The 13,604-nt window shown below is 59.2% G+C and carries 10 protein-coding genes; 5 read left to right on the top strand and 5 right to left on the bottom strand.

What is annotated here, in order from left to right; translation table 11 throughout:
* The first annotated feature begins 15 nt into the window (after window positions 1-15).
* Window positions 16-1,065: a GGDEF domain-containing protein gene (locus DVA44_RS10845; protein WP_114386734.1), complete on the top strand. Its 1,050-nt coding sequence runs from the start codon at window positions 16-18 to the stop codon at window positions 1,063-1,065.
* A gap of 173 nt (window positions 1,066-1,238) precedes the next feature.
* On the opposite strand, the gene DVA44_RS10840 is transcribed toward DVA44_RS10845, so the two are convergent.
* On the bottom strand, window positions 1,239-2,738 hold the full coding sequence (locus DVA44_RS10840) for an aldehyde dehydrogenase family protein (RefSeq protein ID WP_114386732.1): 1,500 nt from the start codon (window positions 2,736-2,738) through the stop codon (window positions 1,239-1,241).
* A gap of 236 nt (window positions 2,739-2,974) precedes the next feature.
* Here DVA44_RS10840 and feaR point away from each other — a divergent pair, with 236 nt between their 5' ends.
* Complete coding sequence (feaR, locus tag DVA44_RS10835) at window positions 2,975-3,883, top strand: transcriptional regulator FeaR (protein WP_103822170.1); 909 nt, start codon at window positions 2,975-2,977, stop codon at window positions 3,881-3,883.
* Here feaR and DVA44_RS10830 read toward each other — a convergent pair whose 3' ends face one another.
* The 3 genes from DVA44_RS10830 to DVA44_RS10820 are packed head-to-tail and all read right to left on the bottom strand — an operon-like array spanning window position 3,884 to window position 7,039.
* Complete coding sequence (locus tag DVA44_RS10830; protein ID WP_114314787.1) at window positions 3,884-4,204, bottom strand: YdbL family protein; 321 nt, start codon at window positions 4,202-4,204, stop codon at window positions 3,884-3,886.
* Between the two features lie 7 nt (window positions 4,205-4,211).
* Window positions 4,212-4,403 carry a YnbE family lipoprotein gene (locus DVA44_RS10825; protein WP_039028506.1) on the bottom strand — a complete coding sequence of 64 codons (192 nt, stop codon included), beginning with the start codon at window positions 4,401-4,403 and terminating at the stop codon, window positions 4,212-4,214.
* A complete protein-coding gene (locus DVA44_RS10820) occupies window positions 4,400-7,039 on the bottom strand; it encodes a YdbH family protein (RefSeq protein WP_114386730.1) in 2,640 nt (879 codons plus the stop codon). The genes DVA44_RS10825 and DVA44_RS10820 overlap by 4 nt, the downstream gene beginning before the upstream one ends.
* Window positions 7,040-7,248: 209 nt before the next feature.
* On the opposite strand from DVA44_RS10820, the gene DVA44_RS10815 reads away from it, so the two are divergent.
* Window positions 7,249-8,238 carry a 2-hydroxyacid dehydrogenase gene (locus DVA44_RS10815; protein ID WP_114386728.1) on the top strand — a complete coding sequence of 330 codons (990 nt, stop codon included), beginning with the start codon at window positions 7,249-7,251 and terminating at the stop codon, window positions 8,236-8,238.
* Between the two features lie 519 nt (window positions 8,239-8,757).
* Window positions 8,758-9,171 (top strand): heat shock protein HslJ, encoded by a 414-nt coding sequence (gene hslJ, locus DVA44_RS10810; protein ID WP_114314784.1) that lies wholly within the window; start codon window positions 8,758-8,760, stop codon window positions 9,169-9,171.
* Here hslJ and DVA44_RS10805 read toward each other — a convergent pair whose 3' ends face one another.
* Window positions 9,172-9,438 carry a DUF333 domain-containing protein gene (locus DVA44_RS10805; protein ID WP_103179824.1) on the bottom strand — a complete coding sequence of 89 codons (267 nt, stop codon included), beginning with the start codon at window positions 9,436-9,438 and terminating at the stop codon, window positions 9,172-9,174.
* Window positions 9,439-9,705: 267 nt separating this feature from the next.
* Here DVA44_RS10805 and nifJ point away from each other — a divergent pair, with 267 nt between their 5' ends.
* A complete protein-coding gene (nifJ, locus tag DVA44_RS10800; protein WP_114386726.1) occupies window positions 9,706-13,230 on the top strand; it encodes a pyruvate:ferredoxin (flavodoxin) oxidoreductase in 3,525 nt (1,174 codons plus the stop codon).
* The last annotated feature ends 374 nt before the right edge of the window (window positions 13,231-13,604 follow it).

The following is a 13,604-nucleotide window of genomic DNA, read 5'->3' as shown; positions in this document are numbered from 1 at the left end:
TTCGCCCGCAGGGATATGGTCACCCGCGGGCTGACTCTCAGCATGCCGTGGCTGGCGCTCGTCAACATCGGCTTTGCGCTGATGGTGTTATTGCGTAACGGGCTGTTCGACGGCATTGACGCGCTGTATCAGGTGAACGCCTTCAGCGCCAGGATGATCGATTGGCTGATGCTGGCGGTCATCGTTCTGTTCAGCCTCTCCCTGCTGCTGGTCTGGCAAAAAAAACGCGGCCTGAGCCTGCTGTTGCTGCTGGCAGGCCTGATCTGGTCCTGCTGTGCCGTCGGGTTTATCGCCCACCTGAAACTGCCCTTCGCCTGGCCGCTCTGTACCACCCTGCTCCTGACGGCGCTGGCAGGGCTCTATTTTTTCCCGGTTGGGCTGATGAGCTATGCGCTGCCGCTGTGGGCGGCGATGCCGGTTGCCAGCCTGGCGCTGAACCAGGGTGTCAGCCTGCGTTTCGTCGTGGTATGGCTTATCTTTACGGTGGTGCTGGTTTACGGGCGGTTTATTTTAGTGCGTTGGTTTGATGAGGCCTGGCTGCGTCAGCAACAGAATCAGGCGCTGATTGCCCGGCTGGATGCCCTTGCGCACAAGGATCCGCTCACCGACACCGCTAATCGCCGGGCGATGGAGACAGTGCTGGAAAACGCGGTCAAACAGGGGAACGATTTTGCGCTGATTATGCTCGATGTCGATGAGTTCAAACGCTACAACGATCGTTACGGACACCAGGCCGGGGATGAGTGTCTGGCGGCGGTGGCGCAGGCGCTGAAACAGGTGGTGCGCAGCCCGGACGATTTGGTCTCACGCTACGGTGGCGAGGAGTTTCTGCTGATCCTGTTTGATGCGACGGAAAAAGTGGCGGAACAGGTGGCGGCGCGCATTCAGGAGCGCCTGCGCGCTGCGGCCATTCCGCATGTTGCCTCAACGGTCAGCGACAGCGTCACGGTCAGCATGGGGATCGCCTTAATGACCGTCGGTCAAACGGCCAGCGAGGTGATTGCCCAGGCCGACGCCGCGCTCTACCGGGCAAAAAATGCAGGACGAAATCGCTGGTCCTGCTAAGGGTGCGGTTTTGTTGGCACGGTGCGGTCTGATGTCGGGTGGCGGCTGCGCCTTACCCGACCTACGGTACGGTGCGGCCTGTGTCGGGTGGCGGCTCTGCCTTACCCGACCTACGGTACGGTGCGGTAAACCGACCAGACCGTAGGCCCGTGCAAGCGCAGCGCCGCCGGGCGTCAGTAGCGCACGCACACCGATTTGGTTTCACACCAGCCATCCAGCCAGTCCGGACCGAAATCGCGGCCTGTGCCGGACTGCTTCATCCCCCCAAAGGGCAGGTTGGCGTCGATCAGGGTATGGCTGTTCACCCACACGGTGCCCGCCTGCAGGCGGTCGGTGTACTCCAGCGCTTTACTGATGTTTTGCGTCCAGACGCTGGCGGTCAGGCCATATTCGGTATCGTTCGCCAGGCGCAGCGCCTCTTCGCCGTCAGCGACGCGCACCAGGTTTACCACCGGACCAAACACCTCTTCGCGGGTCAGGCGCAGGCTGGCGTCCGGATTCACCACCAGCGTCGGCGACACGTAGTAACCCTGATCGTTCGGGCCGCGGTTGCCGGTGATTAGCTCCGACTGGCACGACTGCGCTTCGTCGAGGAAGGTCTGCACTTTGTCGCAGTGGGCGCGGGAAACCAGCGGGTTGATGTGCGCCTCCTGGGACATCCCCGGCCCGACGCTCAGGGATTTCACCGCCTGCTCAAAACCGCTCACCACGGTATCAAACAGCGGCGCTTCAATGTAAATACGCGAGCTGGCGGCGCACACCTGGCCCTGGTTCAGGAAGCTGCCGGTCATGAGGCCTTCGATCACCCATGCCGGATCGGCATCTTTCAGAACAATTGCCGGGTTTTTACCGCCCAGCTCCAGCGTCACCCCCATCAGGCGATCGGCGGCGGCGCGCGCAATCTGTTTCCCGGTGGCGGTAGAACCGGTAAAGCTCACCTTGGCGATATGCGGATGGTTGGTGAGCGCAGCGCCACACACCGCCCCACTGCCGGTCACTACGTTAAAGACGCCGTCCGGGACCCCGGCCTCGGTTGCCAGTTCCGCCACGCGTAGCAGGGTCAGGGGCGTGGTTTCGGACGGTTTGATCACGATAGAGCAGCCGGCCGCCAGGGCGGGCATCACTTTCCACATGCCAATTAGCAGCGGGAAGTTCCACGGCACAATCCCGGCCACCACGCCAATCGGCTCTTTGCGCGTCCACGCCTGGTAGCGCGCTCCCTGCGGCATCGGAATGGAGAGATCCAGCGTCTTACCGGCGATTTTGGTGGTCAGCCCCGCGGTGTAGCGCATCCAGTTCAGGGTGCAGCCCACTTCAAAGGCGCGGGAGATGTTAATGGATTTACCCTGCTCCAGAGTTTCGAGCTGGGCCAGCTCCTCGGTGTGCTGCTCCACCAGATCGGCGAAGCGCAGCAGAATACGTTCGCGCTCCGCCGGCAGTTTGCCGGACCAGCTGCGGGCGACAAAGGCGCGCCAGCCGGACATCACCGCGCGTTCGACATCCTGCGCGCTGGCATCGGCGGTCGAGGCAATCACCTGCCCGGTTGCCGGGTTAAAGATATCCAGACGCTTTTCGCTGTCGGAGGCGGACGGTTGTCCCTCGATCCAGAGGCCATGTTGGCGATCCAGAAATTGCTGCACGCTGTGCAGTACTGCGACCTGTGTATCAGACATAGCGATTCCTTATTATTCGCAGGGTGTCATCGCAGTCTAAGATGGGTTTGCGCAGTGCGCTTTTATCTCTGTGACATTCGCTTTGTCGGCTGTGACAGGCTCCGCAAAACGCGACAATAACGCCGTTTCGCTCTGTTCCACCGCGAGGTTCTTGCCTATATTTCGCCCCATGTCACGGGTAATTAGAAACATAAATGCAACAATGTTTAAACATTCACGACGTAGCAGGTCAGACGATGGCGAGTGCAAAGGAAACGGACAATTATCAGCAGTGGCTGGCGCAGATTAATCAGGCTTGCGGAAGTTTTGCGGCCCGGCCCATGAGCGGCGAGTTTTACGGCGAGCTGGACTCCACCTGGACCGGCAATCTGAAGCTCAGCACCGTCACCGCTGGCGGCGTGAACCTGTTTCGTACCCGCCAGGAGATTAAGACCAGCAACGATGCCTGGTTCTACACTGTCTTTCAGCTGGAAGGGGAAGCGGGACTGGAGCAGGACGACCGGCAAATTATGCTCAACGCGGGAGATATCACCCTGATCGACGCCTCCCGCCCCTGCTCGATCTACTGGCCGGAAAAATCCCGGCAGATCTCATTGCTGCTCCCGCGCCAGATCCTTGAGCAGCACTTTCGTTTTCAGGAAGTGAGCTGCGCGCAAAAACTCTCCCACAGCCTGCCTACCGTCCAGCTCAGCTATCGTCTGCTGCAGGAGAGCATGAACAATCCGCGATTGAGTGAAACCGAGAGCGAAGCCGCGCTGGAGGCGATGGTCTGTCTGCTGCGCCCGGTATTGCAGCAGCGGGAAAGCGTTCAGCCGCGCAAGGCGCGCCAGTTCAACCACGTTCTGACGCTCATCGACGATCATATTCAGGCGGAACATTTGCGACCGGAGTGGATTGCCGCGGAGTGCGGGATGTCGGTGCGTAGCCTCTACCGGATGTTTGCCGAGAAAGGGCTGGTGGTGGCGCAGTACATCAAGAACCGTCGGCTGGATCTCTGTGCGCAGATGCTGCGCGGCGCCCGGGACGACGAGAAGCTGGCGGGCATTGGCTACAGCTGGGGCTTTACCGACCATAGCCACTTCTCCACGGCGTTTAAGCAGCGCTTTGGGATCTCCCCTGGCGAATACCGCAAACGCCACCGCTAATCACTTCTGTAACCATCTCCCGTTAACGCCCTGGACATACTCGCCGGGGCGGGCGCGGGCAACCAGTTTGTTTCCCGCCATTTTCGCCACCTCATCGACCGGAAGGTTATTGCTGTCGGCAAGCCGCTGATAACTCTCAGCGCGGGCCTTGTTGATCTGCTCCACCAGCGCCAGGGTTTCGCGATCCTGACTGCGCGGGGCGATATACCCGCTCAGCGTTTCCCCCACGCGCCCCTCGGTGCGGGCTTCGTTGAGGGTCAGGGCGAACGCGGGCGCACAGAGCCCCAGCGTCAGCAGAATGAGCGTGAAGTATTTTCTCATGGCGGCCTCAGAAGAGATCGCTGCGCGATTTCAGCAGCGATTCCACATCTTTATCCACTTTGATGTGGATTTCATGTTCAATTTTGACGTTCATGTTGATGGTGATGGGCTCCTTCGACGCCGCCACTTCTATCCTCGGCGTGCAGCCTGTCAGCGTCAGTATCACAATCGCGGTGAAGCCACCGGCCAGCTTTTTCATGGTTGTTCCTTACATTCCTTGCCTGTCGGACAGCGGTTATCCGGTAGTGCCGCGTGCTCCTCCAGCCACGTCTGCAGATTGTCGCCAAAACGCAGGCTGCGCCAGAGGGTAAACACGTTCTCCTGATGGGTATAGTTGAGGTTGACGGCCTGTGTCTGGCCCTCCACGCGGCTGGCGCCACGCAAGGTCGACGCCAGGGTTAATTCACCCAGGTTATCTAAATTGAGTTTCGTCCACGACTGCGAAATTTCCATATAGCGAAGCCAGTTAATCGCGCCGCCTGCCGCCCCGTTCTCTTTCACCAGCGCATCGGCAGTCTCTTTATCGAGACGCAACGTCATCGGACCCGCGTTGGTCAGCCAGCCATCTTTGATGATCCACTTGTCGTTGTCCAGCCACAAGGGCAGCGCCCCGCTGAACGGCCCGGACAGGGCAAACTGTTTGGGATTTATCGCACTGATAAGCTCGCTGGCGGAGAGATTCTGCACCCGCAGCAGGGCCGCATCGTGCTGGGGCATGCGCAGCTGCTGCAGGGTCACTTTGCCGCCCAACAGATCCACACTGACGTCGCTCAGCAGCAGCGGATTGGCTTCGCTCCAGGGGTAATCGCCCTGGAGATCGGCGGTGATGTTGCGCGCCGTGACCTGGTTTTTCACCTCGCCAATGCGCAGCGTCACCGGGCCGCGGGTCCCTAGCGACCAGGTGCCCTGGCTGAAGCGGAACGGCAGGACAAAGTCGACCCCGTTGATTTTGTTGTCCGGCATCCAGACGCTACCGCTCTTCAGCACCCCGTGGCCCCCGGCCTCAAAGCCCTGATCCGCCGCTGCGGAATAAGCCACCTGGGCATAAAGCTCCCCCTCTCTGAGGGTCATCTTCCAGTCCGGTGGGATCAGCGGCTGAAAGACGGTCAGGGATTGCTTCGGCCACCAGGCCTGGCCGCGCAGACGCTCCCCGTCCCAGCGCCCGTTCAGCTGCACCGGGCCGATGGCTCTGGCGTTAAGGGTGCCTTTGTACTGGAAAAATGTCGGATCGCGACCTTCCACACTGAATTTGATCGTTGAGGGGGGTAACACGCTACCACCGGTAAAGGTGGTCTTTCCGGCATCGAAGGAGAGCGCGCCGCTGAAGTGCGGATCGGCAGGGTCGCGCTGCCAGCGGATTGGGCGCTCAAGCACCATGCGCGGTGCGCTGGCATGCAGGGTGCCATATTTCAGCCGATCGAAGCCGGTGGAAAGCTCGCTCAGCTCAATCACGCTGTCACGCCACTCTCCCCTGCCCGCCACGTCCCAGCGGGCCTGCATCGGGGTAAAGTTGCCCTCGCCCCAGTAGCGCCATTGCCACAATCCGTTGTCCGGCAGGAAATTGCTCGCCCGGCCATCCAGGCGCAGGGTGAAATCCCCCATCTCCTGTTCATGGGCGCGTAAGATGGCCTGCAGGCGACCGTCGATGCCGTTAAGGGTGAGCGCTACGCCAGCCAGCGGCCAGCGCACCTCGTCGATATTCAGGGAGTCGATGATCCGCCCCCGGGAGCGCAGCAGCGCCCCCGGCGCAAATGCCAGCCGGGGATCGGCAAGGCTGCCGGTCAGCGTGGCGGGCAGCTTCGCATACAGCGTCAGGTCGTTCTGTTTGGCAATGCCGGTGAGCTGCATCGGCATGGCGCTGTTGTCCATGCTCAGCTTGCCGGGGCCAAAGGTGAGCACCGCGTTGCCCTTCCCGGCATCGCCCTGGGTCAGCACGTTCATTCGCCCGCTGACGATAGCCTTCTCTGTGCCCTGCTGCCAGTTGTCGATCTTAAGCCCCAGTCGTCCGCTCAGGGGAATACCAGCCTGAACCCAGCGCCAGCGTCCGTCGCTGATGGTGAACTGTTGCGGGGTGATCTGCCAGGGGAGATCCAGCAGCGGCTCGCCGCTCTCCCGATCAATCATCACCAGTTGGCCCTGATTGTCCTGCCACTCAAGCTCGGCATCCACAAGAGTTGAGATCTGCGGCAAGGTAAAGGTTGCCACCGTGTGCCCCTGCACCGGCAGGCCATCCGGCACCAGCGGCAGGGTAAATTCCCCCACCAGTTCTACCGGCTGGGGATTATCAGGAAGGTGAAGCGTGACATCGGTTACGGTCAGCGAGCGCCCGCGTAGTTTTCCCCGCAGGCTAAACTTATCCCCGTGGTAGACAATTTCTTGCAGAGTCGGTGTTAACGAGGCGGTTAATTTCCCCTCCCACCCCTGCCAGGGGGAGAGCGTCAGGCGGTCGATGTTAAGCCACGTGTTGGGTAGCAGGGCTTGCCATTCGGCCAGGGTGCGCGGCGCGGCGGGCGTGGGCTCGCTGGCGGGGATTTTGCTCAGGCAGGCGCTGTTGAGATCCAGCGCGCCGATGTTGATTTTCCAGCGGCTTGGGTGGCTGAGAGTGGCGTCTTTGACGCGGGCGATTTCGCACTCCTCCACCAGATAGCGCAGATCGGGGATGACCAGAGCGCTGCGGGTCAGGCGTGGGCTTTCTTCAAAGGCGATGCGGGTCCCGGCGGGGAGCCAGATCCCGGCAAGCGTAGGCACCCACTGCGCCAGCGTCAGTAGTAGCGTCAGCGGCAAAAGAACGATCAGAAGCAGTAGCGCGATCGCGGCTTTGTATGTACCCCTCATGGGCAGTTAATATCCTGATTTAGCAAAAAAATTAGCCGACAGTATCGAATATTGTGGCATGTTTAGCCGATCAGTTGAAGCGAACGCCACTTTTAAGGATAGTTGCTACATAATTATCCATAGAACTTATTGAATTCAATAAAATTTTATAAATTGTAAGATTATTTTAATCATGCTACCGTAATTGAAAACACACTGGAGAAAGTCTTATGAAACTCGCGGTATACAGTACAAAGCAATACGACAAAAAGTATCTGCAGCACGTTAACGAGGAGTATGGCTTCGAACTTGAATTTTTCGACTTTCTGCTTAATGAAAAAACAGCCAAAACCGCCCATGGGTGTGACGCGGTCTGTATTTTCGTTAACGATGACGGCAGTCGTCCGGTGCTGGAAGAGCTGAAAAAACAGGGTGTGAAGTACATCGCCCTGCGCTGCGCGGGCTTTAATAACGTGGATCTGGATGCGGCAAAAGAGCTGGGTCTGCAGGTGGTGCGCGTTCCGGCCTACTCCCCGGAAGCGGTAGCTGAACACGCCATCGGCATGATGATGTCCTTAAACCGCCGTATTCACCGTGCTTATCAACGCACCCGTGATGCGAACTTCTCCCTGGAAGGGCTGACCGGGTTTACCATGTACGGCAAAACCGCCGGGGTGCTCGGCACCGGTAAAATTGGCGTAGCGGCCCTGCGGATCCTGAAAGGATTTGGTATGCGCCTGCTGGCGTTTGACCCGTACCCAAGCGCCGCCGCGCTGGATCTGGGGGTGGAGTATGTCGACCTGTCAACTTTGTACGCAGAGTCCGACGTGATCTCCCTGCACTGCCCGTTAACCGCTGACAACTACCATCTGCTGAACCAGAGCGCCTTCGACCAGATGAAAGATGGCGTGATGATTATCAACACCAGTCGCGGTGGGCTGATTGACTCTCAGGCCGCCATCGAAGCCCTGAAAACGCAAAAAATCGGCGCGCTGGGGATGGACGTCTACGAGAACGAACGCGATCTCTTCTTTGAAGACAAATCCAACGATGTGATTCAGGATGATGTCTTCCGCCGCCTTTCCGCCTGCCACAACGTGCTATTTACCGGCCACCAGGCGTTCCTGACCGCCGAGGCGCTGATCAGTATTTCGGAGACGACGCTGGGTAACCTGAGTCAGCTGGAGAAAGGCGAAAAGAGCCCCAACGCGCTCTTTTAATTCTTAAAGCAATAAAGATGCTTAAGGAAAGAGAAATCTGACAGCTGCTCCCTGGTCCGGCTGAAAATCGCTGAGGCGTTGACCGCAGGCCGGGGCGAGGCGCAGGGATGCGCCGAGAGGGCGTGACCTACAGGGATGTAGGATCGCGCCCGACCCGATAGCCGGAGGGAATAAGCCGAAGGGACCGCGAAGCGGCGATTTTCTTGCCGGGAGCCGGGATTGTTAAGGGGGCGGCGATAGCCCCCTTAACACGTTCACCGGTGACGTGGTTTACAGAGAAGCAGCGAACGCAAGGTGAACGGAACCATCTCCACCGCAACATGTTATTCCCTGCATTGCCCGGCGGCGCTTCGCTTGCACAGGCCTACAAAAACCAAACCCCAAACCCCAAACCCCAAACCCCAAACCCCAAACCCCAAACCCATCTCCCCACATTTCAGATTAACCCGCAAGACAATCCCATCCCCCGCAATACACTATCCATTAGCTATTTACGAAGTGAATATATTGAGAAGAAACATGAAAACGCTCGTCGCAGTAACACTCCTCAGCATGGCGCTGACAGGCTGTGTTAACCCAGGGAAAGCCTCTGTCCAGGAAGAACAGCTCCAGCAGCACCGCTTTGTGCTGCAAAGCATCAACGGCGCCGCCGTCGCCCCGGTCACCACGCCGCCGGAAATCACCTTTGGCGAAAAAATGGCGGTCTCAGGGGTGATGTGCAACCGCTTCAGCGGCCAGGGCAAACTCTCCGATGGCGAGCTGAAGGTCAACGATCTCGCCATGACGCGTAAGCTCTGCACCGAACCCCAGCTCAATGAACTGGATCACGCCATCGGAACGATGCTGCGCAGCGGCACAGAGGTGGATCTGACGGAAGATGTATTAACCCTGGCGACGGCCGAGACGACGCTGGTCTTCAAACGCGCAGAATAATCAGTAACTGCCGCACGATCCCACGGCAAGCGACTGTTCACTGCAGCGTTTGCCGTTAGGCAGCGCACACATGCCGATGGCGGAGCCATCCAGCTGACGCGCAACGGACAGCGAACCGCCAATCATGGCGCAATTCGCCTGGCCGGAACTGGACATCGCCGCCTTCATCCCCGGCGCGACGTGCGCGGCGGTTGCCTGCTGAACAGGTTCATTGCTGCAGGCCGACAGTAACAAAGCGGCACACCCAACCCAAAATGCTGCGCGCATAATCTCTCCCCTCGTTGAATTGCAAAACCTATGCATAATAGGCACCCCGTCCGCGTCCGTCGAGAGCGAAACCACGATTTTCCGTGTTGTAAAACGTTTTGTTCGCTATTTTTACGCAAAAGTTTGATCGAGCCATTGGTAGCGTCAATAAGCAGGACACAAAAGCGAAAATCGTTTCAGCGCCCCTTTGCTAAACTCACAAGATAATTACAGGACCCGCCGATGCGTTACGGGTCCCTCTTTCTTTGCGCAATGTAAGGGTGTCATATGCAAACTATTGACGGCAATGGCGCAGTCGCGTCCGTCGCGTTTCGCACCAGTGAAGTGATCGCCATCTACCCCATTACACCCAGCTCGACCATGGCGGAACAGGCTGATGCCTGGGCCGGTAACGGGCTGAAAAACGTCTGGGGTGATACCCCTCGCGTGGTTGAGATGCAGTCGGAGGCCGGGGCGATTGCCACCGTTCACGGCGCACTGCAGACCGGCGCGCTCTCCACCTCGTTTACGTCGTCGCAGGGTCTGCTGCTGATGATCCCGACGCTCTACAAGCTGGCGGGACAACTCACGCCGTTCGTGCTGCATGTCGCGGCGCGCACTATCGCCACCCATGCCCTGTCGATTTTTGGCGATCACTCCGACGTCATGGCCGTTCGCCAGACCGGTTGCGCCCTGCTCTGCTCCGGCAGCGTGCAGGAGGCGCAGGATCTGGCGCTGATTTCACACATGGCGACCCTGAAAAGCCGCGTGCCGTTTATCCACTTTTTCGACGGCTTCCGCACCTCCCACGAGATCAATAAAATTGTCTCGCTTTCGGATGAGACGATCCGCACCCTCCTTCCGCAGGCGGAGATCGATGCCCACCGCGCCCGGGCGCTGAACCCGGAGCACCCGGTGATCCGCGGCACCTCCGCTAACCCGGATACTTACTTCCAGTCCCGCGAGGCGACCAACCCGTGGTATGACGCGGTGTATGACCATGTGGACCAGGCGATGGCCGACTTCGCCGCCGCCACCGGGCGCGAGTACAAGCCGTTTGAGTATTACGGCCACCCGCAGGCAGAGCGCGTCATCGTTATCATGGGTTCTGCCATCGGCACCTGTGAAGAGGTGGTGGATGAACTGCTTCGCCGCGGTGAAAAAGTGGGCGTGCTGAAGGTGCGTCTCTACCGTCCGTTCTCTGCGAAACAGCTGCTGGCGGTGCTGCCGGAAAGCGCGCGATCTGTGGCGGTGCTGGACCGCACCAAAGAGCCAGGCGCGCAGGCCGAACCGCTCTATCTGGACGTGATGACCGCCCTGGCGGAAGCCTTTAATGGCGGCGAGCGCGAGACGTTGCCGCGGGTAATTGGCGGACGCTACGGGCTGTCGTCGAAAGAGTTTGGCCCGGATTGCGTGCTGGCCATTTTTAACGAGCTGAGCGCCGCGAAGCCGAAGCCGCGCTTTACCGTTGGCATCTATGACGATGTGACCAATCTGTCGCTGTCGTTACCGGAAAATACCCTGCCGTCAACCGCGAAGCTGGAAGCCCTCTTTTACGGTCTGGGCAGCGACGGCAGCGTGTCGGCGACCAAGAACAACATCAAGATCATCGGTAACTCCACACCGTGGTATGCCCAGGGCTATTTCGTCTATGACTCGAAAAAAGCCGGGGGGCTGACGGTATCCCACCTGCGCGTCAGCGAACAGCCGATCCGTTCGGCGTATCTGGTGTCGCAGGCCGATTTCGTCGGGTGCCACCAGCTGCAGTTTATCGACAAATACCAGATGGCCGAGCGCCTCAAACCGGGCGGGATTTTCCTGCTCAATACCCCGTACAGCGCCGATGAGGTCTGGGCGCGCCTGCCGCAGGAAGTGCAGGCGGTGCTGAACCAGAAAAAAGCGAAGTTCTGGATCGTTAACGCGGCGAAAATCGCCCGCGAATGCGGCCTGGCCGCACGTATCAACACCGTGATGCAGATGGCCTTTTTCCATCTGACCCACATCCTGCCCGGCGACAGCGCCCTGATAGAGCTGCAGGGGGCCATCGCCAAAAGCTACAGCAGTAAAGGTCAGGAGCTGGTGGAGCGCAACTGGCAGGCGCTGGCGCTGGCGCGGGAGTCGCTGGCGGAAGTGCCACTGCAGCCGGTCAACGCCCACAGCCCGAACCGTCCGCCGGTGGTGTCGGACGCCGCACCAGACTTTGTGAAAACCGTCACCGCCGCGATGCTGGCCGGTCTGGGCGATGCCCTCCCCGTCTCCGCCCTGCCGCCGGACGGCACCTGGCCGATGGGAACCACCCGCTGGGAAAAACGCAATATCGCGGAAGCGATCCCAATCTGGAAAGAGGAGCTGTGCACTCAGTGTAACCACTGCGTGGCGGCCTGCCCGCACTCCGCCATCCGCGCCAAAGTGGTCTCCCCTGAAGCCATGGAAGCTGCCCCGGCCAGCCTGCACTCGCTGGATGTAAAATCCCGCGATATGCGCGGCCAGAAATATGTTCTGCAGGTGGCCCCGGAAGACTGCACCGGCTGTAACCTCTGCGTGGAGGTCTGCCCGGCGAAAGACAGGCAGAACCCGGAGATCAAGGCCATCAACATGATGTCGCGCCTTGAACATGTGGAAGAGGAGAAAGTGAATTACGACTACTTCCTCGACCTGCCGGAGATCGATCGCAACAGCCTCGAGCGCATCGATATTCGTACCTCGCAGCTGATCACCCCGCTCTTCGAGTACTCCGGCGCCTGCTCCGGCTGCGGCGAGACACCGTACATCAAGCTGCTGACCCAGCTGTATGGCGACCGGATGCTGATCGCCAACGCCACCGGTTGTTCATCGATCTATGGCGGCAACCTGCCGTCAACGCCGTACACCACCGATGCCAACGGGCGCGGCCCGGCGTGGGCGAACTCGCTGTTCGAAGATAACGCCGAGTTTGGCCTCGGCTTCCGCCTGACGGTGGATCAACACCGTGTGCGGGTGATGCGTCTGCTGGAACAGTTCGCCGATGCGATCCCGGCGGAGCTGAACAGCGCCCTGCACAGCGAGGCAACGCCTGATGTACGTCGTCAGCAGGTGGCCGAGCTGCGTCAGGCGCTGGCGGGCGTGGAAGGTGCAGAAGAGCTGTTAACCGATGCCGATGCGCTGGTCGAGAAATCGATCTGGCTGATTGGCGGTGACGGCTGGGCCTATGACATTGGTTTTGGCGGCCTCGATCACGTTCTCAGCCTGACCGAAAACGTGAACATACTGGTGCTGGATACCCAGTGTTACTCCAATACCGGCGGCCAGGCGTCGAAGGCGACGCCTCTGGGGGCAGTGACCAAGTTTGGCGAGCATGGCAAACGCAAGGCGCGTAAAGACCTGGGCGTCAGCATGATGATGTACGGTCATGTTTATGTGGCGCAGATCTCGCTGGGGGCGCAGCTGAACCAGACGGTGAAAGCGATCCAGGAGGCGGAGGCCTATCCTGGCCCGTCGCTGATTATTGCCTACAGCCCTTGCGAAGAGCACGGATACGATCTGGCGCTGAGCCACGATCAGATGCGCCAGTTGACCGCGACCGGCTTCTGGCCGCTCTACCGCTTTGATCCGCGTCGTGCCGACGAGGGCAAACTGCCGCTGGCGCTGGACTCCCGCCCACCGTCAGACGCGCTGGCAGAGACGCTGAGGCAGGAACAGCGGTTCCGTCGCCTCAACGCTCAGCAGCCCGAGGTGGCTGAGCAGCTGTGGAAAGATGCCGCCGCCGATCTGCAAAAACGCTATGACTTCCTGGCGCAACTTGCCGGGAAAGCCGAAAAGTCGGCCAGCGAATAACCCGAAGCCCGGCATGTCCGGGCTTTTCTTTACCTATAAAAAAAGCCCGCCAGAAAGTGTCTGGCGGGCGGCTCCTGTTCAGCAATAAATAACAGTTTAAATATTAAAAAGTTATTTATGCTATAAACGGAAAAATAACTACAGGCATATAACGCCGCCGAGTGTACTGATTTTAGGGAAGAAAGAGTAATTTTACTTTTATATGGGTTAATTAAATACATTCACCATATTTATCATCATTTCTCTGGCAGTAATTCCTTTAGATTTTACTTACCTGGTAACAATTATGTTTTATCGCTAAAAGAGAGAGTGATTTAGCATGAGACATCTTTCCAGCGTAGGAAGTTCAGCGGAAAGTTAAAAACATTCAAATA

The sequence above is a fragment of the Leclercia sp. W17 genome (assembly GCF_003336325.1).
GTDB lineage: Bacteria > Pseudomonadota > Gammaproteobacteria > Enterobacterales > Enterobacteriaceae > Enterobacter.
The sequence above is the reverse complement of the archived record's forward strand: the minus strand, read 5'-3'. Positions and strand labels throughout refer to the sequence as shown.

Bases quoted from the DNA above. Each gene is read 5' to 3' on its own strand.
- DVA44_RS10845 (WP_114386734.1), top strand. From the start codon at position 16: ATGGTCACCCGCGGGCTGACTCTCAGCATGCCGTGGCTGGCGCTCGTC.
- DVA44_RS10840 (WP_114386732.1), bottom strand. From the start codon at position 2,738: ATGTCTGATACACAGGTCGCAGTACTGCACAGCGTGCAGCAATTTCTG.
- feaR (WP_103822170.1), top strand. From the start codon at position 2,975: ATGGCGAGTGCAAAGGAAACGGACAATTATCAGCAGTGGCTGGCGCAG.
- DVA44_RS10830 (WP_114314787.1), bottom strand. From the start codon at position 4,204: ATGAGAAAATACTTCACGCTCATTCTGCTGACGCTGGGGCTCTGTGCG.
- DVA44_RS10825 (WP_039028506.1), bottom strand. From the start codon at position 4,403: ATGAAAAAGCTGGCCGGTGGCTTCACCGCGATTGTGATACTGACGCTG.
- DVA44_RS10820 (WP_114386730.1), bottom strand. From the start codon at position 7,039: ATGAGGGGTACATACAAAGCCGCGATCGCGCTACTGCTTCTGATCGTT.
- DVA44_RS10815 (WP_114386728.1), top strand. From the start codon at position 7,249: ATGAAACTCGCGGTATACAGTACAAAGCAATACGACAAAAAGTATCTG.
- hslJ (WP_114314784.1), top strand. From the start codon at position 8,758: ATGAAAACGCTCGTCGCAGTAACACTCCTCAGCATGGCGCTGACAGGC.
- DVA44_RS10805 (WP_103179824.1), bottom strand. From the start codon at position 9,438: ATGCGCGCAGCATTTTGGGTTGGGTGTGCCGCTTTGTTACTGTCGGCC.
- nifJ (WP_114386726.1), top strand. From the start codon at position 9,706: ATGCAAACTATTGACGGCAATGGCGCAGTCGCGTCCGTCGCGTTTCGC.